The sequence below is a fragment of the Edaphosphingomonas fennica genome (assembly GCF_003034225.1).
Classification (GTDB): Bacteria; Pseudomonadota; Alphaproteobacteria; order Sphingomonadales; family Sphingomonadaceae; genus Sphingomonas_E; species Sphingomonas_E fennica.
Genome location: NZ_PHHF01000058.1, coordinates 40,250 through 59,234, shown reverse-complemented (window position 1 = coordinate 59,234; position 18,985 = coordinate 40,250). Strand labels below are relative to the sequence as shown.

Here is an 18,985-nt window from a genome sequence, read left to right as displayed (position 1 = left end):
TATAGCCCTCGCGCCATGGACCGGCTGACCAACGATGCCCCGCTGCCCGATCGCCTACGCGGGGGCGTGATCGCGCTCGGCAATTTCGATGGATTCCATCGCGGCCACCAGGCCGTCGTCGCCCGTGCGCGCGAACGGGCGCGGGCGGAAGGGCGGCCGCTGATCGTCGCCACCTTCGATCCGCATCCGGTGCGCTTCTTCCGCCCCGATGCCCCGCCTTTCCGGCTGACGACATTGGACCAGCGCGCGCGCCTGTTCGCCGAGGCGGGGGCCGATGCGATGCTGGTCTTCCGCTTCGATGCGGAGCTGGCCGGCGAAAGCGCCGAACAATTCGTGCGCGAACGCATCGCCGGGCGCACCGGCGCGGCGGCGGTGGTGACGGGGCAGGATTTCACCTTCGGCAAGGCGCGGGGCGGCAATGTCGCGGTACTGGCCGAACTCGGCGAGGCGCTCGGCATCGCGACCGAGGCGGTGGCGCCGGTGGCGGACGCGGAAGGGCAGATATCCTCCAGCCGCATCCGCGATGCCCTGCAGCGCGGCGATTGCGAGGCGGCGGCCGCCCTCCTCACCCGCCCCTTCGCGATCGAGGGCGTGGTGATCCACGGCGACAAGGTGGGCCGCCAGATCGGCTTTCCCACCGCCAATATCGACATGGGCGATTATCTGCGCCCGGCCTACGGCATCTATGCCGTGCGCGGCCGGCTGCCCGGCGGGCGCGTGGTGGGCGGGGCGGCCAATCTGGGCATCCGCCCCAGCTTCGATCCGCCCAAGGAGCTGCTGGAGCCGTATTTCTTCGATTATTCCGGCAGCCTTTATGGCGAGACGATCGCGGTGGAGCTGGTCTCCTTCATCCGGCCCGAGCTGCGCTTCGATGGGCTGGAGGCGCTGAAGGCGCAGATCGATGCCGATTGCGCCGAAGCGGCGCGCCGGCTTGCGGCGGCACCGCCGCTACCCTAGAGCGTGAAAACCTTGGCGGCCGCCCCGGCGGCGGCCAGGCCCGATCACCTTATTGCCAGGCCGAAGCCCCCGATGTCCGACGCACCCGACTACCGCGAAACCGTCTTCCTGCCGAAGACCGCCTTTCCGATGAAGGCCGGCCTCGCCGCGAAGGAACCGGCGATTCTGGCGCAGTGGGCGGCGGACGACATTTACGGCCGGCTGCGCAAGGAGCGCGCGGGCCGCGAACGCTTCATCCTCCACGATGGCCCGCCCTACGCCAATGGCGATATCCACATGGGCCACGCCATGAACAAGGTGCTGAAGGACATCATCGTCCGTTCGCAATCCTTGATGGGCAAGGATGCGCCCTATGTGCCCGGCTGGGACTGCCACGGCCTGCCGATCGAATGGAAGGTCGAGGAAGCCTATCGCGCGAAGAAGCTGAACAAGGACGAGGTCGATCCCGTCCAGTTCCGCGCCGAATGCCGCGCTTATGCCGAAAAATGGGTGGCGGTGCAGCGCGAGCAGTTCAAGCGGCTGGGCGTGATGGGCGATTGGGACGATCCCTATCTCACCATGAAGTTCGATGCCGAGGCGGCGATCGTCGGCGAGCTTCTGAAGTTCGCGGAATCGGGCCAGCTCTATCGCGGCGCCAAGCCGGTGATGTGGAGCCCGGTCGAAAAGACCGCATTGGCCGAGGCCGAGGTGGAATATGAGGATATCACCTCCACCCAGATCGACGTGGCGTTCGAGATCACGGACTCGCCGATCGAGGCGCTGAAGGGCGCCTATGCGGTGATCTGGACGACGACGCCCTGGACGATCCCGGTCAACCAGGCGCTCGCTTACGGGCCGGACGTTGAATATGTCCTGCTCGCGGCGGATCGCAAATATCTGGTGGCCGCGGATTTGGCGGATGCCTTCATCGCGCGCACGGGCATTGCTGTAGCGGAACGGTCGTCCGCAATGCCGGGGCGCACCCTCGCCGGCACCGTCGCCCGCCACCCGATGCACCATCTCGGCGGCTTCTTCGCCAAGCCGCGTCCGCTGCTGGCGGGCGATTTCGTCACCACCGATACCGGCACCGGCCTCGTCCACATGGCGCCGGACCATGGCGAGGACGATTTCCTGCTGTGCAAGGCCAACGGCATCGATCCCGTCTTCGCGGTGGCCGACGACGGCAAATATCGCGAGGACTGGGGCTGGCTCGGCGGGCAGGGCTCCGTCATCAATCCCAAGTTCAACGCGCCGGACGGGCCGATCTGTTCGGACCTGCACGAAGCGGGCGCGCTGCTGGCGGCGAGCTACGACTATAAGCACAGCTATCCGCATAGCTGGCGGTCCAAGGCCAAGGTGATCTTCCGCTGCACGCCGCAATGGTTCATCCCGATGGATCGCGAGATCGGCGGGCGCGAGGCGCTGCCGGTGGTGGAATCGGGGGTCGAGGGCGATACGCGCGGCCACGCGCAGGGCAACGGCCCGACCTTGCGGCAACTGGCGCTGGATGCGATCGAGCGGACGCGCTGGGTGCCGGAGAAGTCGCGCAACCGCATCCATGCGATGGTGGAAGGCCGGCCGGACTGGGTGATTTCGCGCCAGCGCGCCTGGGGTGTGCCGATCGCGCTCTATGTGCATCGCAAGACCGGCGAATATCTGCGCGACACCGCCGTCAACGCCCGCATCGTCGATGCCTTCAAGGCGGGCGGCGCCGATGCCTGGTTCACCGCCGATCATCAGGCGCTGCTGGGCGATGCCTATGACGCCGCCGATTATGAGCCGATCAACGACATCCTCGACGTGTGGTTCGATTCCGGCTCCACCCACGCCTTCACCATCGAGGCGCGATACGGGGAGGGCGTGCGCGCCAACCTCTATCTGGAAGGGTCGGACCAGCATCGCGGCTGGTTCCAGTCCAGCCTGCTCGAAAGCTGCGGCACGCGCGGCCGCGCGCCTTATGATGCGGTGCTGACCCATGGCTTCGCGCTGGACGGGCAGGGCCGCAAGATGTCCAAGTCGATCGGCAACGTCGTCGATCCGCTGAAGATCATCAACGAAAGCGGCGCCGATATCCTCCGCCTGTGGGTTGCCTCGACCGACTATTTCGAGGATGTCCGCATCGGCAAGGAAATCCTGTCGGGCACGTCGGATGCCTATCGCAAGCTGCGCAACACCTTCCGCTACCTGCTCGGCGCGCTGGACGGCTTCGACGAGGCGGAGCGGCTGCCGGTGGCGGAAATGCCGGAGCTGGAGCGCTATGTCCTCCACCTGCTGGCAAAGCTGGATGCGGAACTCCGCCGCGCGGCGGATGCGTTCGAATTCAACGCCTTCGCCCGCGCGCTGACCGATTTCGCCAATAACGACCTGTCGGCCTTCTTCTTCGATATCCGCAAGGACAGCCTTTATTGCGATGCCCCCGGCAGCGTGAAGCGGCGGGCCTATCGCACGGTGCTCGACACGCTGTTCCACGCGCTGGTGCGCTATGCCGCGCCGATCCTCTGCTTCACCGCCGAGGAAGTATGGGGCACCCGCTACCCGGAAGCGGGCAGCGTGCACCTGCTGGAATGGCCGGTGGTGGATGCCGGCTGGGCGGATGACGCCATGGCGGCGAAGTGGAGCCGCCTGCGCACGCTCCGCGCGCTGGTGACCGAAGCGGTCGAGCCGCTGCGGCGCGAGAAGAGGCTGGGATCGAGCCTGGAGGCGGAGATCATCCTCGGCCTCGGCGATGCCGGCGATCGCGCGGCGGTGGCTTCCGTTCCGTTCGACGAGATCTGCATCGTTTCCAGCCTGTCCACCGCGGAAACCGATGGCGAGGGGGTGACGGTGATCGTCACCGAACGCCACAAATGCGGCCGCTGCTGGCGCCACCTGCCCGAAGTGACGCAGGACGGCACGCTCTGCGGCCGGTGCGACGAGGTGGTGAATGGGTGATCGCCGCCCGCGCGTCGCGCTGGGGCTTGCCGCCGCGGCGATCGTCTTCATCCTCGATCAGCTGCTGAAGTGGCTGGTCAGCGGCCCGCTCGACCTCCAGGTCGTGCGCGAGATCGAGATCACCTCCTTCTTCAACCTGCGCTGGGTGGAGAATTACGGCGTTTCGATGGGCTTCCTCACCGCCGGCAGCGCGCTGGAACGCTGGCTGCTGGTGGGGATGACGGCCACCATCGCGCTGGTCGTGCTGATCTGGATGTGGCGCGAGAAGAACCGCGCGGACACGATCGCCCTCGGCCTCGTGCTGGGCGGCGCGATCGGCAATATCGTCGATCGCGTGCGGCTGGGCTATGTCGTCGATTTCCTCGGGCCGCATATCGGCGGCTGGTATCCCTTTTTGGTCTTCAATGTCGCGGACGCCGCCATTACCATCGGCGTCCTGCTGCTGGTGCTGCGCGCCTTCCTGACGCGCGACCGTTCCGATCCTGCGGAGAAACTGAATGCGTAAGATTGTCATCGTCGGGGCCGCCACCGCATCGCTGCTGGCGCTTTCGGCCTGCGGCGGCAAGCAGGGCGGGGTGTTTGCGGGCCGCAGCGGGCCGGACGAGTTCGCCGTCGCGCGGCAGGCGCCGCTGGTGATCCCGCCCGATTTCGCGCTGGTGCCGCCCAAGCCGGGCGCGCCGCGCCCGCAGGAGGCCGATTCCTCCACCCAGGCGCTGCAGGCGATGTTCGGCGGCCAGGCCCCGCGCAGCGGCGGCGAGAGCGGGCTGATCGACCAGACCGGCAAGGGGGCCGCGCCCGCCATCCGGTCCCAGGCCGGCGACCCCGATACCGCCGTGGTGAACAAGGGCGCGGTGACGCGCGACATCATCGCGGCGCCCGAAGGCCCCGGCCAGGACGCGACGGTCACCACGCCCCAATAAGGGTGGCGGCTTTCCGCCCGTCTTCCCTTTCCCGTCCGCCCGCCCTTGCGCGGGCGGCCGCGGCATAGCCCGCCCGCGATGCGCGCGCTGATCCTCCGCCGGCTGCTGACCGCGCTGCCGACGCTGCTGGCGGTCGTCATCCTCTCCTTCCTGCTGATGAAGGTCGCGCCGGGCGGCCCGTTCGACAGCGAACGCGCGCTCGATCCCGCGACCGAGGCCGCGCTCGCCCGCGCCTATGGCCTCGATCTGCCGCTGCACGAGCAGGTGTGGCGCTATCTCCTGCGGGTCGCGCAGGGGGATTTCGGGCCGTCCCTCGTCTATCGCGACTTCACCGTCACCGATCTGGTGGCGCAGGGGCTGCCGGTGTCGCTCACCTTGGGCGCACTCGCGCTGGTGGCGGCGCTGGCGATCGGCATCGGCGCGGGGCTGTTCGCCGCCGCGCGCGCCGGCCGGCCGGTCGATCATGCCATCATGCTGGCGATGACCCTGCTCACCGCGCTGCCCAGCTTCGTCACCGGGCCGGTGCTGGCGCTGGTCTTCGCGCTCTGGCTCGGCTGGCTGCCCGTATCGGGCTGGGGCGATGGCCGGCCGGCCTTCCTGGTGCTGCCGGTGATCGCGCTTGCCTTGCCGGTGGCGGGCGCCATCGCCAAGCTGACGCGCGCGGGCCTGGCGACGGCGCTGGCGCAGGATCATGTCCGCACCGCGCGGGCGCGGGGCCTGTCGCCGCTGCGCGTCCTCGTCCGCCATGCGCTCCGGCCGGCGCTGGTGCCGGTGGCGAGCTATCTGGGGCCGGCCGCCGCCGGGCTGCTGACCGGCGCGGTGGTGATCGAAACGGTGTTCGCGCTGCCCGGCCTCGGCGGCTATTTCGTGCAGGGCGCGCTCAACCGGGATTATCCCCTGGTGCTGGCGGTGGTGATCCTCTACGCCGCGCTGATCCTGCTGTTCAACCTGATCGCCGACCTCGCTTATGGCTGGCTCGATCCGCGGATACGCGGATGAAGGCGGCGCGCCTGCCCGTCCTCCTGCTGGGGCTGGTGATCCTCGCCGCGATCGTCGGGCCGATGCTGCTGCCGTGGCGGCATGACGCCATCGACTGGAATGCCGTGCGCGTGCCACCGGGAAGCCCCGGCCATCCGCTCGGCACCGACATGGTGGGCCGCGATCTGCTGGCCCGTTCGCTCGCCGGCACCCGGATCACCCTGCTGGTCGCGGCGGCGGCGGCCGGCGTGTCGCTGCTGATCGGCGTCGCCTGGGGCGCGGTGGCGGGCTGGAAGGGCGGCCGCATCGACGAGGCGATGATGCGGATCGTCGACGGGCTCTATGCGCTGCCCTTCATGTTCGTCGTCATCCTGCTGATGGTGCTGTTCGGCCGGTCGATCCTGCTCGTCTTCCTCGGCATCGGCGCGGTGGAATGGCTGACGATGGCCCGCGTGGTGCGCGGCCAGGTGCTGGCGCTGCGCGAACGCCCCTTCGTGCTCGCGGCCGAGGCGGCGGGCGCGCGGGCGCCGGCGATCATGATCGGCCATATCCTGCCCAATCTCGCCGGCATCGCCATCGCCTATCTGCTGCTGACGATCCCGCAGGTGGTGATGATCGAAAGTTTCCTCTCCTTCCTCGGCCTCGGAGTGCAGGAGCCGCTGACCTCGCTCGGCATATTGGTGAAGGAAGGGGCGGACGACATGGACGTGGCGCCCCACGCGCTGCTGCTGCCGGGCGGGATATTGGTGACGATCCTGATCTGCCTCACCCTGATCGGCGAGGATTTGCGGGATCGTCTGGCATGAGCGCGGTCTATGCGGTCGCGGGGCTGGAGGTGCATGCCGGCGACCGGGCGATCGTGCGCGGCGTCGATTTCGCCATCGCGGCGGGCGAATGCGTGGCGCTGGTGGGGGCATCGGGATCGGGCAAGAGCCAGACCTGCCTCGCCCCCTTCGGCCTCTCCCCGCTCCGCGCCATGGGATCGGCGCGGCTCTGCGGGGAGGAACTGGTCGGTGCGGACGAGGCACGGCTGCGGCGGCTGCGTGCCGCCCATACCGGCTTCGTCTTCCAGCAGCCGCTGACCGCGCTCACGCCCCATCTCAGGATCGGCCGCCAGCTGGACGAAGCATGGCGGCAGGCCGGGGCGCCCCGGCCCGACCGGCGCGATCTGGTGGCGCTGATGGCCCGCGTCGGCCTCGATCGCGGCGACGAGTGGCTCGATCAATATCCCCATCGCCTGTCCGGCGGGCAGCGCCAGCGGGTGATGATCGCCGCCGCCATCGCCCACGGCCCGCGCCTGCTGGTGGCGGACGAGCCGACGACCGCGCTCGATGCCGGCCTGCGCCGCGATGTCATGGCCCTGATCGCGCGGCTGCGGCGGGAGGAAGGATTGGCGCTGCTGCTGGTCAGCCACGATCTGCCGGCGGTGGCCGAGCATGCCGATCGGGTGGTGGTGCTGGAGGAAGGCCATGTCGCCGAGGCGGGGGATGCGGCGCGGATATTCGCCGAACCGCGCGCCGATTATACCCGCGCGCTGATCGCGGCCAGCCCCCGGCTCACCGATCCGCCGCCCGATCTTCCGCTGGCGGGCGGGACATTGCTGGAGGCGCGGGGCGTGGCGGTTTCCTTTCCCCGGCCGGGCTGGCGGCGCGGGCGCATCGCGGCGGTGGCGGGCGTCTCGATCGGGCTGGGCCGGGGCGAAGGGCTGGCGATCGTCGGCGGATCGGGATCGGGCAAGTCCACGCTGGGCCGCGCCATCGCCCGGATCGGCCCGGCCGATGCCGGCGCGGTCCGCTGGCAGGGCCGGGATCTGCCGCCGCGCAAGGCGATGCGGCCGGGCGACCGGCGGCTGATCCAGCCCGTCTTCCAGGATCCGGTGGCGAGCCTCGATCCGCAATGGCGCGTGGCCGATATCATTGCCGAGCCTCTGCGCCATCTGCGGCCGGGGCTGGATGCCGCGGCGCGGGACGAGGCGGTGGCGAGGGCGATCGCCGAGGTGGAGCTGGAGCCCGCGATCGCCAGGCGGCGGCCGGCCACGCTTTCCGGCGGGCAGGCGCAGCGTGTGGCCATCGCCCGTGCCCTGGTGGCGGAGCCGGAGATGCTGCTGCTCGACGAGGCGACGTCCGCGCTCGACGTGCTGGTGGCGGGCCGCGTGCTGGATCTGCTGGCGCGGCTTCAGCGCGCGCGCGGGCTGGCGATCCTGTTCATTTCCCACGATCTGGCCGTCGCCCGGCGACTATGCGGGCGGATCGCGGTGATGGACGGCGGCAGGATCGTGGAGGAAGGCGATATGGAGGCGGTGATCCGCACGCCCTGTCATCCCGTCACCCGCGCGCTCGTCGCCGCCAGCGCCTGAGGGGCGGTTTGGCAAATCCGGTTCCGCCGGATTTGCCACTCGGCCCAAAAAAGAAGGCGCGTGGTTGCCCACGCGCCCTTTCTCGCTCCGGCTTGCCCGGAGTGTCGTTCAGAAGGCGACGCCGAGCGAGAAGACCACGGCATCGTCCGCCAGCCGGGGTTCGGCATAGGGGCGGATGCCCTTGATGTTGGTGCCGGAATAGGTGACGCCGGCGGTTATCACGCCGAAGGTGGCCGAGGCGCCGAGCGACCAGTCGCTGTAGCTGTGCGCATAATTGCCCAGTTCCTGATGGCCGAACTTGCCGGTCACGGTGATGGGCGTGCTCGGAATGGCGGCGGAAAGCTGGCCGTAGCTGTAGAACCAGTCCTCATTGCCCGTCGCGTTGGACGAGATCGCCCAGTTCACGCCCGCCTTCGCGGTGACGGGGCCGATCGTGTAGGACGCGCTGACATAGGGTTCGAAATAGTCGCTGTCGCCGCGGCCATCGAGATAGGTGTAATAGAGCACGGCGGCGTCGACGGTGATGCCGGCGCCGACCTCGCCCGTCCAGCCGGCGTAGAGATCGGTTTCCCAGCTGCCATAGGTATAGCTGTCCTTCAGGTTCGACATCCAGGTGCCGACATAGAAGCCGCTCTTGTGGCTGATGGTCAGCGTCGGCTGGATGGCGAGATCCTTGTCCGTCAGCGATACGCCGCGGAAACGATAATCGGTGACGCCGGTGATGCCGCCGCTGATGGTGATGCCCTCGATCGGCTCGGTGCCGCCGGCAAAGGCGGGTGCGGACGCGGCGAAAAGGGCCAGGGCCGGAAGGCCCAGCAGAATCTTGCGCATGAGAAATGTTTCCCCTTCTTGTGTTCGTTCCATTCCCCGCGCCTTCAGCGCCGGGCCTCATTTTCCACTATAGACGTGGCGGGCCGGCTGCCTTCGGAACGGCTCTTTTGTGCATGGGCTTTTCGCACTGCACAAACGGAATTGGCCGTTCGCGAGGGGGAATCAGACAAACTGTTGCTGGATCGCAACAGATGATGTCCATGCGCGCGGCCGGCCCGGCGGGCGAATCGTTTAGGCTTTCCTTACCGGCGGCCTGCTATCGCCGAAGGCGCAGATGACGGGAAATCATGCCCTTGCCCCCCCGATCCCGGCCGCGGCCGAGGATGCGGACGATCCCGGCCGGCGTTTCGCGCGGCTGGCGGGCGCGCTTGCGCTCGTGGAGCGGCTGGCGGGGATGGAATCGCCCCTGGAAGACCGGGCCTCGGCGGAAGATATCGCCGCCGGCTATGGCCGTGCGACGCCGATCGCGCGCCGGCGATTCGATGCGCTGGCATCCGAAACGGCGACGTTCAGCGCGGCGGGGATGGAGATATTGCTGCGCCAGCGCACGGCCGGCCGGGGCGATTGCCGCGCCGCCGCACGGCGCCTCGCCGCCGAGATCGCGGCCGCGCTGGCGGCTATGGCGGCGCTCGTCGCCCGGCGCGGCCCGGCCGCCTGATCCCGCCGGCGCCGGCCCCGTTCAGCGGCCGGGGTAGCGATCCAGCCCGCGCTTCAGGTCGGCGATCAGATCGGCGGGGTCCTCCAGCCCGATATGGAGCCGGACGAGCGGCCCTTCCGCCCGCCAGCGGGTGGCGGTGCGGATCGGCGCCGGATCGACCGGCAGGGCCAGGCTTTCGAAGCCGCCCCAGGAAAAGCCGATGCCGAACAGGTCGAGCCCGTCGATCAGGGCGGCGCGGTCCGCGTCGCTGCCGCCGGCCAGCACGAAGGCGAACAGCCCGGAAGCGCCCCGGAAGTCACGCTGCCACAGGTCGTGGCCGGGGCAGGAGGGCAGGGCCGGATGGAGGACGCGGGCGACGGCGGGATGCGTTTCCAGCCAGCGCGCCACCTCCAGCCCGCCGGCCTGGTGCTGGCGCAGCCGGACGTCGAGCGTGCGCAGCCCCCGGCTGCCCAGCGCCGCATCGTCCGGGCTGACATGCTGGCCGAAGGCGTGGGTCATGCGGCGCAGGCCATCGAGCAGGCCGGGCGCCGCCGTCACCGATCCCAGCATCGCATCCGAATGGCCGACGATATATTTGGTGCAGGCGAGGATCGACAGATCGACCCCGCTGGCGATGGCGGGCAGGAAAAGCGGCGTCGCCCAGGTATTGTCGAGCAGGGTCGCGATGCCGCGCGCCTTGGCGGCCGCGCAGATCGCCGGGATATCCTGCACCTCGAAGGTGAGGCTGCCGGGGCTCTCCATGAACACGGCGCGGGTGCGATCGCCGAACAACTCGGCTATGCCGGCGCCGATCAGCGGATCATAGAAACGGGTGGTGACGCCCATCGGCGCCAGCACGTTGCGGCAGAAAGCGCGCGTCGGTTCATAGGCCGAATCGACCATCAGCAGCTCGTCCCCCGCCTTCAGCACCGAAAGCAGCGCCATGCCGACGGCCGCCACGCCCGACGGGTAGAGCATCGTGCCTTCCGCGCCCGGCTCCAGCCGGGTCAGCGCATCGGCCAGCGACCATTGGGTCGGCGTGCCGCGCCGGCCGTAATAGAGCCGGTCGTTGGGGCTGGCGACGGCGGCGCGCAGGTCGCCCACGCTGTCGAACAATATGGTCGATGCCCGCCAGACCGGCGTGTTGACCACGCCCTGCGTCCATTCCCGCCGCCGCCCTGCCGCCACAACCTCTGTCGCGGGGCGGAAAGCCCGATCGTCCGTATCGCTCATGCCGGCCCCAGCGCCTTGGGTGTGTCGGGGCGCATGCCCCATTCGCTCCACGACCCGTCATAGAGCGCGACATCGTCCTTGCCGATCAGATGGGCGACGAACAGCACCGTCGCCGCCGTGACGCCCGATCCGCAGGTGGTGACGAGCGGCCGGGCGAGATCGATCCCGGCGGCGGCGAATTCGGCGCGGATGCCGGCTTCGTCCTTGAAGGTGCCGTCCGCGTTCAGCAGGCGATCCATCGGCAGGCTGCGCGATTCCGGGATATGGCCGGAAGCGAGGCCGCGCGGATCGGCCTCCTCGCCCGTAAAGCGCTTCGCGCCGCGGGCGTCGACAACCTGCTCGGCCCCGCTGGCGAGGTTGGCGCGCATCTGATCGAGATCGCGGACGCGCGCCTCGTCCTTCCAGACGGTGAAGTGGCGGTGGCGCGTCTCCCGCCGCCCGGTTTCCAGCGGGCGGCCCTCGGCCTGCCATTTCTGGAAGCCGCCGTCGAGGATCGTGACCTGGTTCTTGCCGAAGGTGCGGAACATCCACCAGGCGCGCGCCGAGGTGCGGTGCGGCGTCGAATCGTAGAGGACGACGCGGCTGCCGTCGCCGATGCCCAGCGCCGCCATCCGGCTGGCGAATTTCTCCGCCGGGGGCAGCATGCCGGGCAGGGGGGAATTGGTGTCGGCCAGCGATGCCAGCCCCATGAACATGGCGCCGGGAATATGGCCCGCTTCATATTCGGCCGCCGGATCGCGCGTGGGATCGAGCGGGAAATAACTCGCGTCGAGGATGACGAGATCGGGCTCGTCCATCGCATCCGCCAGCCATCGGGTCGAAACCAGTGGGTCCATCGCCTGCTCCTTCGGCCCCCGCCTAGCCGATCGCCGCGCGCGTGGCGAGGTTGCGCAAGCCCCGGGCCTTACCTAGGTGGGGCGGCATGAACCCGATCCATCTTGGCCAGGCCAGCGCGCTGCCCGCCTCCCCCGAGGAAGCGGTGCTCGATTACGTCCCCAATCCGCGCGTCGGAAGCCTCTATATGGTGCGCTTCGCCGCGCCCGAATTCACCTCGCTCTGCCCGGTGACGGGGCAGCCGGATTTCGCCCATCTGGTGATCGATTATGCGCCGGGCGAAACGATCGTCGAATCCAAGTCGCTCAAGCTGTTCCTGGGCAGCTTCCGCAACCACCGCGCCTTCCACGAGGATTGCACCGTCGGCATCGGGCAGCGCCTGTTCGACGAGATGAAGCCCGAATGGCTGCGGATCGGCGGCTATTGGTATCCGCGCGGCGGCATCCCGATCGACGTGTTCTGGCAGTCCGGCCCGCCGCCGGCGGGGCTGTGGCTGCCCGATCAGGGGGTCGCCCCCTATCGCGGCCGGGGATGAAGCCTCCCCGGCCCGACCGCCAGGCCGGCTTGCGCCGGCATGGCGGCCAGGCTTCAGGATGACGATTAACGCGAGCGGATGAACTGGCGGACATCCGCCGACAGCTTCTTCAGATCCTGTTCGCGCACATACATCATGTGCCCGGACTCGTAATAATGGAACTGGATGCGGCCGTCCGTGGGCATGCCGGTCCGCGACAGCGAATATTCCGCCGCGAAGAAGGGCGTGGCGAAATCATAATAGCCCTGGCCCACGAAGATGCGCAGGCCGCTATTCTCGCGCAGGCCCCGCCCGATATAGGGGGCGACGTTCATATAGACTTCCTGGTCGCGGCCGGCGCCTTCCAGCTTCCAGTCCCAGCCCCTGACCCCGCCGATGCTGATATAGTCGCGCTCGGTCTTGAAGCCGAGCGTCTGGCGGGCATAGCTGTTCATCGCCGCCGCATAGGCGCCGTCGATGCCGTAGAAGCTGGGATCATTGTCCGGCTCCTCGCCCGCCGAATCATAGTCGACGCCGGTGTAGCGGCTGTCGAGGCGGCCGACGGTGAGGCCGCGATCGCGCAGCAGCTCCTTGTAGAAGCGGCTGGGCAGCACGCGTAGGTCCGCCCGGTCGAGGAACTGTTCGGACAGGCCGGTGAAGTGCGAAAGCTGCTGGCGGACGCTGGCGCGTTCCTCGGCGCCCAGCGCATTGCCCTTCAGCAGCGCGGCGGCATAGGGGCCGGCGGCGAAGGCGCGGGCCTGGGCGACGAAATCCTCCACCTTGGCCGGGCGGTCGCCGCTCACCTTGTTGTGATACCAGGCGGTCGCCGCCATCGACGGCAGGTTCAGGATGTGCGTCATCTCGTTGCCGGGCGTATCCGCGCCGGCCGCGAAATCGAGGATCGTCGAGATCAGGATGACGCCGTTGACCGCGACGTCGTTATAGGTGCCTTCCAGCTCGTTCAGCAGCGCCGCCGAGCGGGTGGTGCCATAGCTTTCGCCGCCGATGAACTTGGGCGCGTTCCAGCGGCCATTCTCGTTCAGCCAGATGCGGATGAATTCGGCGATCGACTTCGCGTCCTTGGTGACGCCCCAATAATCCTTGGGGTCCTTCTTGCCGAGCGCGCGCGAGAAGCCGGTGCCGACCGGATCGATGAAGACGAGGTCGGTGACGTCGAGCAGGCTCTCCGGATTGTCGACGATCGGATAGGGCGGCGCGCCATCGTCGCGCGCGTCGGACGGGATGGCGACGCGCTTCGGGCCGAAGGCGCCCATGTGGAGCCACAGCGAGCCGGAGCCGGGGCCGCCATTGTAGAGGAAGGTGATCGGCCGGTTCGGATCGACCGGGCCTTCCTTCACATAGGAGGTGGAATAGATCGCCGCGATCGGCTTGCCGTCCTGATCCTTCAGATAGGTTTCGCCGGCGGTGGCGCGATAGTTGATCGTCGTGCCGCCGAAACGGCCGCTATGCTTGGTGACGGAAACGGTGGGCGGGGGGATTTCGGCCGCCGGCTGTTCGGCCTTCTTCTCGTCCTTGGCGGGCGCGTCCGCATAAGCGGCGGGGGGGAAGGCGGCTATCGCGCAGGCAAGCAGCAACGAACGGAATTTCATGAGGAATGCAGCCCCTTTTATGGACCGCACGAGCCCCGATCCCCCCAAGACCTCGGCACATACGGCGGTTGTTGAGGCCTGCCGTTATGCCGCGCCGACGGTGATTTGCAACACTATTACAGCAGTTTGATCTCCCGCAGCCGCTGCATCAGATAATCGTGCGCGGTGATCGGTTCGGGATAGAGGTCGGGCCGGCCCTCGCCCGTGCAGCCCGGCAGCGTTTCGATCAGGAAATCGGGGCGGAAATGCAGGAAGAAGGGCATGGAATAGCGCGAGAAACCGCGCCGTTCGGGCGGCGGGTTGCGGACACGGTGGGTGGTCGACCGCAGCATGTTGTTGGTGAGCCGCTGCAGCATGTCGCCCACATTCACCACAAGCTCGCCCTCATTGGGCGCGACCGCCAGCCAGCGGCCATCGCGGTCGAGCAGCTCGAGGCCCGCTTCCTCCGCGCCCAGAAGCAGCGTGATGGTGTTGATATCCTCGTGCGCGCCCGCGCGGATGCCCGGCGCATCGGCCGATACCGGCGGATAATGGAGCAGGCGCAGCACCGAATTGCCGTCCGCCACCGTATCGTCGAACCAGTCGGGCGCGAGGCCCAGATAGCGGGCGATGGCGGAAAGCAGCTTGCGGCCGGTGGCGTCGAAGGCATCGAACAGCGCGAGCTGGGTTTCGCGGAAATCGGCGATTTCCGTGGGCCACAGATTGGGCTGCATATATTCGGCGAAGCGGTGGCCGGCCGGCAGCTCGCGCCCGACATGCCAGAATTCCTTGAGGTCGGACTGGACGGCATCCTTGGCGGTCTCGACGCCGAAGGGGGTGTAGCCGCGCGCGCCGCCGGTGCCGGGCACATGATAGCGGCGCTTCACCTCCTCCGGCAGGGCGAAGAAGGCGCGGGCGGCGGCATCGGCGCGCGCGATCAGCGCGGCATCGATCCCGTGATCGGCGACGATGGCGAAGCCGTAGCGTTCGAAGCTGCCGCCCAGCGCCCGGGCGAATTCCATGGGATCGGCCCCGGCCCGCAGCAGCGAGACGGAGGCGACGCGATCCTGATCGGCATTGTGAAGGCTTGTCATGGCCGCCCTTATAGTGCGGCCGTGGCGGCGCTCAATCGGCTGCGCCGAAGCCGTCCCTCATCGCCGCCGGAAGGTGATCGCCTCCCCGAACCGCTCGAAATGGAGCTTGTCCCCGTCGATCGGCAGCCGCGTGCCGTTGAAGGCGGCGCGGCCGAGATCGTTGGGGGCGAAACGCACCTCGATCTGCCGTCCCCCGCCCTTCAGGTCCAGCGGGAATTCCTGGCTGACCAGATCGTAGATCGGCAGGATCAGGTGGATGGCGCGGGGCGGCTGGGCGGGATCATAAGCGATTTCCGCCGTCCCATCCTGTCGGACACGGCCTTCGACGGGCGACATCATCGGGCCGACCAGCACGAAGGAGAAGAATTGCGGGTTCAGTTCCTTGGGCAGAACCAGCCGGGCCGTGACGACACCCGGTTCCCCGCGTCCGCGATCGGTGAAGCTGAAGGCCGGCGCGCGGACGGGATCGCTGTCCAGCACCACCGATCCGGCGGCGACGTGCCAGCGGCCGGACGCGGTCTCGTCCAGCGCGCCATAGGCCAGCCCATATTCGAAGCGGCCGTCCGGGCGGAGGATCAGCTCGGCCGCCACCTCCGCCCGCGATCCGTTATAGGCGCCGGCCAGGCTTGCCGGATCGGGCGTCGCGTCGATCGACTGGAGCAGCGCCAGCGCGGCCAGTATCAGCGCCATCGTTCCGGTCTCCCTCTGCCGCCGCCGCCGTCAGCGCCCCTTGAACAGGCCGCCCAATATGCCGCGCACGAGCTGGCCGGCGATGCCGCCCCCGCTGCGCGAACGGCCGCTGCCGCCGAAGATCTGGCGACCCAGCTCGTTCGCCACCTGCCGGCCCAATGAGGAGGAGGCCGATCGCGTGGCGGAGGTGATCGCCCTGTCGAGGGCGTCGGGCTTCGCGGCCTCGCGCTCGGCGGCGACGCGGGCGCGTTCGGCTTCCTTCGCCTGCCGGGCGGCTTCCCGTTCCGCGGCGATCCGGGCCTTTTCGTCCTCCTTGGCCTTGGCGGCATCCAGCTTCGCCTGCTCCGCGGCCGCCCTGGCTTCCGCGGCGGCGGCGGCGGCCTCCCCGGCCTTGGCCGCCAGAATCTCCTCGGCGGACTCGCGATTGATGGCCGTGTCATATTTGCCGTCGATGGGCGAGACGGAGCGGATGATCGCGCGCTCCTTCTCCGTCAGCGGGCCGACCCTGCTGGACGGCGGCTTGATCAGCGTGCGCTGCACCGGCGACGGCGCGCCATCGGCCTGGAGCAGCGACACCAGCGCCTCGCCCACCTTCAGCTCGGTAATCACGGTGGCGACGTCCACGTCCGGGTTGGCGCGGAAGGTTTCGGCCGCCGCCTTCACCGCCTTCTGGTCGCGCGGGGTGAAGGCGCGCAGCGCGTGCTGCACGCGATTGCCGAGCTGGCCAGCCACCTTTTCGGGGATGTCGATCGGATTCTGGGTGATGAAGTAGATGCCGACGCCCTTGGACCGGATCAGCCGCACCACCTGCTCGATCTTGTCGAGCAGCGCCGGGGGCGCGTCATCGAACAGCAGGTGCGCCTCGTCGAAGAAGAAGACGAGCTTCGGCTTGTCCGGATCGCCCACCTCGGGCAGCGTCTCGAACAGTTCGGACATCAGCCAGAGCAGGAAGGTGGCGTAGAGCTTGGGGCTCGCCATCAATTTGTCGGCGGCGAGGATGTTGATCGTGCCGTGGCCCTTTTCATCGGTGGTGATGAAATCGGCGATGTCGAGCGCGGGCTCGCCGAAGAAGCGGTCGCCGCCCTGCGATTCGAGCTGGAGGAGCTGGCGCTGGATCGACCCCACGCTCTGCTTGGTGACGTTGCCGTAGCGCGTGGTGAGATCGGCGGCATTCTCCCCCACATGGGTCAGCATCGCCTGCAGGTCGCCCAGGTCGAGCAGCAGCAGCCCCCGTTCGTCGGCGACGCGGAAGACGATCGAGAGCACGCCTTCCTGCACCTCGTTCAGCCCCATTAGCTGCGCCAGCAGCAGCGGCCCCATTTCGGATATGGTGGTGCGTACGGGATGGCCCTGCTCGCCGAACAGGTCCCAGAAGACCACGGGATTGTCCGCGTAGGCCCAGTCGGAATAGCCGATCTCGGCGGCGCGCGCGGCCCAGGTGTCGTGCAGCTTGTCGGTCGGCGATCCGGCCAGCGCCATGCCGGAAAGATCGCCCTTCACATCGGCGACGAAGGCGGGAACGCCGGCGCGGGAAAAGCCTTCGACGATACCCTGGAGGGTGACGGTCTTGCCGGTGCCGGTGGCGCCCGCGATCAGGCCATGGCGGTTGGCGCGGCGGAGGTTGAGATATTGGGGGCCGGCCGCGGGGCTCGTGCCGATGAAGATGCCGCTAGTGTCGTCGGTCATGCCCATGGATCTCCGTCGTCATGCCGAAGGGAATTCAGCATGACGACGGGATTTAGGCAATCGCGCGATCAGTTGCCGCTGCCGGAGTTGATCTTCACGCCGATATAGCGCGGCGTGCCGTTGCCGCGCTGGATGAACAGCAGGGCAGTGGAGCGGCCGGCCTTGCGCGCGGCATCCACGGCGGCGGCGGCATCGGCCACCGTCGTCACCGGGCGCTGGTTGATCGAAAGGATGATGTCGCCGCGCTGGATGCCTTCCTGGGCGGCATCGCTGTTCGGATCGACCTGCGCCACGACCACGCCGCGCGTGGTGGTGGGCACGCCGAGCTGGCGGGCGACCTCGGGCGTCAGGGCCTGCACGCCGAGGCCGATCGACTGGCGCGTCGACTGGGCGTTGGGCGCGGGCGTGGCCGAACCGTCGCCATCATCGTCATCGCCGGCGGCGGCGGCAAGCTGGTCCTCGGGCGGGCGTTCGCCCACCACCACCGTCAGGGTCATGCGCTTGCCGTCGCGGATCAGCTCGATCGGCATGCGGGTGCCGACGGGCGAATTGGCGACGATGTAGCTCAGCGTCTCGTCCGGCGTGACCTCGCGGTTATTGACCTTCACGATCACGTCGCCCTGGCGGATGCCGGCGCGGGCCGCCGCCTCGCCCGGCTCGACCCGGCTCACGATCTCGCCGCGATCCTTGGGCAGGCCGAGGCCGGAGGCGATATCCTCGCTCATCGGCTGGATGCCGACGCCCAGATAGCCGCGCTTCACCCGGCCGCCGCCCTTGAGCTGCTCGATCACCGGCTTGGCCTGTTCCGCCGGGATGGCGAAGCCGATGCCGACATTGCCGCCGGTCGGCGAGAAGATGGCGGTGTTGATGCCGATCACATTGCCCGAAAGATCGAACATCGGGCCGCCGGAATTGCCCTGGTTGATCGAGGCGTCGGTCTGGATGTAGCGATCATAGGCGCCGCCGCTGATCGAGCGGTGCAGCGCCGATACGATGCCCGCCGTCACCGTGCCGCCCAGGCCGAAGGGGTTGCCGATCGCGACCACCCAGTCGCCCACGCGCGTCCGGGTGGAATCGCCGAACTGGACGAAGGGCAGCGGCGTCTTCGATTCGATCTTGAGCAGGGCGAGATCGGAATAGGGATCCCGGCCGATCACCTTGGCCTTGTATTCGCTGCGGTCGGGAAGCGTGACGGTGATCGAATCCACCACCGAGCTGACGATGCCGCGCCCCTGGGCGCCGCCCGAGATCACATGGTTGTTGGTGACGACATAGCCGTCCGGCGACACGATGAAGCCCGAGCCGAGCGACGTCGCCTCGCGTGTGATAGGCTGGCCGTCGCCGCTGCCGCCGAAGCGGCCGAACAGGTCGCCGAAGGGCGTGCCGGCGAACGGGTTCTGGTTCTGCACCTGCACCCGCTGGGTGGTGGAGATGTTGACCACCGCCGGCTGGAGCTTGGCGGCGAGATCGGCAAAGCTCAGCGGCGCGCCGGGGCGCGGCGCCGCGGCCTGGATCTGGCCCGGCGCGTTCTGCGCCACCTGTGCCCCCACCGGTTGCTGCAGCACCATCGTCGCAGAGGCCCCGCCGGCGAGCAGGGCGGCAGTGATGGCATAAGCGTATCGCACGATCGCAGACTCCTCAGATATTCCCCCCGCGCCGCCATCTGGTCGAACGGGCGGGGCGCGAGCCTATATTAGGTGGGAAGCGGCGCCTGAACGGCGATTGAATGAACGCCGCCTGCCCAACCCTGTCCTTA

General features: G+C 68.8%; 17 protein-coding genes. 9 read left to right on the top strand and 8 right to left on the bottom strand.

What is annotated here, in order from left to right:
- Positions 1-15: 15 nt before the first annotated feature.
- The 7 genes from CV103_RS14165 (at position 16) to CV103_RS14135 (ending at position 8,121) form a co-directional block, all read left to right on the top strand.
- The gene (locus CV103_RS14165) at positions 16-957 is read left to right on the top strand and encodes a bifunctional riboflavin kinase/FAD synthetase (protein WP_070936240.1); all 942 of its coding nucleotides are present in this window, start codon (positions 16-18) and stop codon (positions 955-957) included.
- Positions 958-1,029: 72 nt separating this feature from the next.
- Positions 1,030-3,867 (top strand): isoleucine--tRNA ligase, encoded by a 2,838-nt coding sequence (gene ileS / locus CV103_RS14160; protein WP_107395304.1) that lies wholly within the window; start codon positions 1,030-1,032, stop codon positions 3,865-3,867.
- Positions 3,860-4,372, top strand: coding sequence for a signal peptidase II (gene lspA / locus CV103_RS14155; protein WP_015458687.1), 513 nt, complete (start codon positions 3,860-3,862; stop codon positions 4,370-4,372). The genes ileS and lspA overlap by 8 nt, the downstream gene beginning before the upstream one ends.
- Positions 4,365-4,787 carry a DUF3035 domain-containing protein gene (locus CV103_RS14150; protein WP_107395303.1) on the top strand — a complete coding sequence of 141 codons (423 nt, stop codon included), beginning with the start codon at positions 4,365-4,367 and terminating at the stop codon, positions 4,785-4,787. The genes lspA and CV103_RS14150 overlap by 8 nt, the downstream gene beginning before the upstream one ends.
- A 78-nt stretch (positions 4,788-4,865) precedes the next feature.
- On the top strand, positions 4,866-5,786 hold the full coding sequence (locus CV103_RS14145; protein ID WP_107395302.1) for an ABC transporter permease: 921 nt from the start codon (positions 4,866-4,868) through the stop codon (positions 5,784-5,786).
- Positions 5,783-6,571, top strand: coding sequence for an ABC transporter permease (locus CV103_RS14140; protein WP_107395301.1), 789 nt, complete (start codon positions 5,783-5,785; stop codon positions 6,569-6,571). The genes CV103_RS14145 and CV103_RS14140 overlap by 4 nt, the downstream gene beginning before the upstream one ends.
- Positions 6,568-8,121 carry an ATP-binding cassette domain-containing protein gene (locus tag CV103_RS14135; RefSeq protein WP_107395300.1) on the top strand — a complete coding sequence of 518 codons (1,554 nt, stop codon included), beginning with the start codon at positions 6,568-6,570 and terminating at the stop codon, positions 8,119-8,121. Before CV103_RS14140 ends, CV103_RS14135 begins: the two co-directional genes overlap by 4 nt.
- 108 nt (positions 8,122-8,229) lie before the next feature.
- Here CV103_RS14135 and CV103_RS14130 read toward each other — a convergent pair whose 3' ends face one another.
- Positions 8,230-8,952: a TorF family putative porin gene (locus CV103_RS14130; RefSeq protein ID WP_015458682.1), complete on the bottom strand. Its 723-nt coding sequence runs from the start codon at positions 8,950-8,952 to the stop codon at positions 8,230-8,232.
- 274 nt (positions 8,953-9,226) lie between these two features.
- Here CV103_RS14130 and CV103_RS14125 point away from each other — a divergent pair, with 274 nt between their 5' ends.
- Positions 9,227-9,610 (top strand): hypothetical protein, encoded by a 384-nt coding sequence (locus CV103_RS14125; RefSeq protein ID WP_107395299.1) that lies wholly within the window; start codon positions 9,227-9,229, stop codon positions 9,608-9,610.
- A 21-nt stretch (positions 9,611-9,631) separates the two neighbouring features.
- Here the strand turns inward: CV103_RS14125 and metC are convergent, their stop codons facing one another.
- The gene (metC, locus tag CV103_RS14120) at positions 9,632-10,822 is read right to left on the bottom strand and encodes a cystathionine beta-lyase (protein WP_107395298.1); all 1,191 of its coding nucleotides are present in this window, start codon (positions 10,820-10,822) and stop codon (positions 9,632-9,634) included.
- A complete protein-coding gene (locus CV103_RS14115; RefSeq protein WP_107395297.1) occupies positions 10,819-11,658 on the bottom strand; it encodes a sulfurtransferase in 840 nt (279 codons plus the stop codon). The genes metC and CV103_RS14115 overlap by 4 nt, the downstream gene beginning before the upstream one ends.
- An 86-nt stretch (positions 11,659-11,744) precedes the next feature.
- On the opposite strand from CV103_RS14115, the gene queF reads away from it, so the two are divergent.
- Entirely contained in the window at positions 11,745-12,191 is a 447-nt protein-coding gene (gene queF, locus CV103_RS14110; RefSeq protein ID WP_015458678.1) for a preQ(1) synthase, read from the top strand.
- A gap of 65 nt (positions 12,192-12,256) precedes the next feature.
- Here the strand turns inward: queF and CV103_RS14105 are convergent, their stop codons facing one another.
- The 5 genes from CV103_RS14105 to CV103_RS14085 all read right to left on the bottom strand — a co-directional run bounded on the left by CV103_RS14105 (position 12,257) and on the right by CV103_RS14085 (position 18,854).
- Positions 12,257-13,780, bottom strand: coding sequence for a S10 family peptidase (locus CV103_RS14105; RefSeq protein ID WP_070935240.1), 1,524 nt, complete (start codon positions 13,778-13,780; stop codon positions 12,257-12,259).
- A gap of 116 nt (positions 13,781-13,896) precedes the next feature.
- Positions 13,897-14,853: an isopenicillin N synthase family dioxygenase gene (locus CV103_RS14100; RefSeq protein WP_107395296.1), complete on the bottom strand. Its 957-nt coding sequence runs from the start codon at positions 14,851-14,853 to the stop codon at positions 13,897-13,899.
- A gap of 57 nt (positions 14,854-14,910) precedes the next feature.
- Entirely contained in the window at positions 14,911-15,543 is a 633-nt protein-coding gene (locus CV103_RS14095; protein ID WP_107395295.1) for a hypothetical protein, read from the bottom strand.
- 30 nt (positions 15,544-15,573) lie between these two features.
- Positions 15,574-17,235: a helicase HerA-like domain-containing protein gene (locus tag CV103_RS14090; RefSeq protein WP_425443878.1), complete on the bottom strand. Its 1,662-nt coding sequence runs from the start codon at positions 17,233-17,235 to the stop codon at positions 15,574-15,576.
- A gap of 62 nt (positions 17,236-17,297) precedes the next feature.
- Positions 17,298-18,854, bottom strand: coding sequence for a Do family serine endopeptidase (locus CV103_RS14085; protein ID WP_015458673.1), 1,557 nt, complete (start codon positions 18,852-18,854; stop codon positions 17,298-17,300).
- Between the last annotated feature and the right edge of the window lie 131 nt (positions 18,855-18,985).

Bases quoted from the DNA above. Each gene is read 5' to 3' on its own strand.
- CV103_RS14165 (WP_070936240.1), top strand. From the start codon at position 16: ATGGACCGGCTGACCAACGATGCCCCGCTGCCCGATCGCCTACGCGGG.
- ileS (WP_107395304.1), top strand. From the start codon at position 1,030: ATGTCCGACGCACCCGACTACCGCGAAACCGTCTTCCTGCCGAAGACC.
- lspA (WP_015458687.1), top strand. From the start codon at position 3,860: ATGGGTGATCGCCGCCCGCGCGTCGCGCTGGGGCTTGCCGCCGCGGCG.
- CV103_RS14150 (WP_107395303.1), top strand. From the start codon at position 4,365: ATGCGTAAGATTGTCATCGTCGGGGCCGCCACCGCATCGCTGCTGGCG.
- CV103_RS14145 (WP_107395302.1), top strand. From the start codon at position 4,866: ATGCGCGCGCTGATCCTCCGCCGGCTGCTGACCGCGCTGCCGACGCTG.
- CV103_RS14140 (WP_107395301.1), top strand. From the start codon at position 5,783: ATGAAGGCGGCGCGCCTGCCCGTCCTCCTGCTGGGGCTGGTGATCCTC.
- CV103_RS14135 (WP_107395300.1), top strand. From the start codon at position 6,568: ATGAGCGCGGTCTATGCGGTCGCGGGGCTGGAGGTGCATGCCGGCGAC.
- CV103_RS14130 (WP_015458682.1), bottom strand. From the start codon at position 8,952: ATGCGCAAGATTCTGCTGGGCCTTCCGGCCCTGGCCCTTTTCGCCGCG.
- CV103_RS14125 (WP_107395299.1), top strand. From the start codon at position 9,227: ATGACGGGAAATCATGCCCTTGCCCCCCCGATCCCGGCCGCGGCCGAG.
- metC (WP_107395298.1), bottom strand. From the start codon at position 10,822: ATGAGCGATACGGACGATCGGGCTTTCCGCCCCGCGACAGAGGTTGTG.
- CV103_RS14115 (WP_107395297.1), bottom strand. From the start codon at position 11,658: ATGGACCCACTGGTTTCGACCCGATGGCTGGCGGATGCGATGGACGAG.
- queF (WP_015458678.1), top strand. From the start codon at position 11,745: ATGAACCCGATCCATCTTGGCCAGGCCAGCGCGCTGCCCGCCTCCCCC.
- CV103_RS14105 (WP_070935240.1), bottom strand. From the start codon at position 13,780: ATGAAATTCCGTTCGTTGCTGCTTGCCTGCGCGATAGCCGCCTTCCCC.
- CV103_RS14100 (WP_107395296.1), bottom strand. From the start codon at position 14,853: ATGACAAGCCTTCACAATGCCGATCAGGATCGCGTCGCCTCCGTCTCG.
- CV103_RS14095 (WP_107395295.1), bottom strand. From the start codon at position 15,543: ATGGCGCTGATACTGGCCGCGCTGGCGCTGCTCCAGTCGATCGACGCG.
- CV103_RS14090 (WP_425443878.1), bottom strand. From the start codon at position 17,235: ATGGGCATGACCGACGACACTAGCGGCATCTTCATCGGCACGAGCCCC.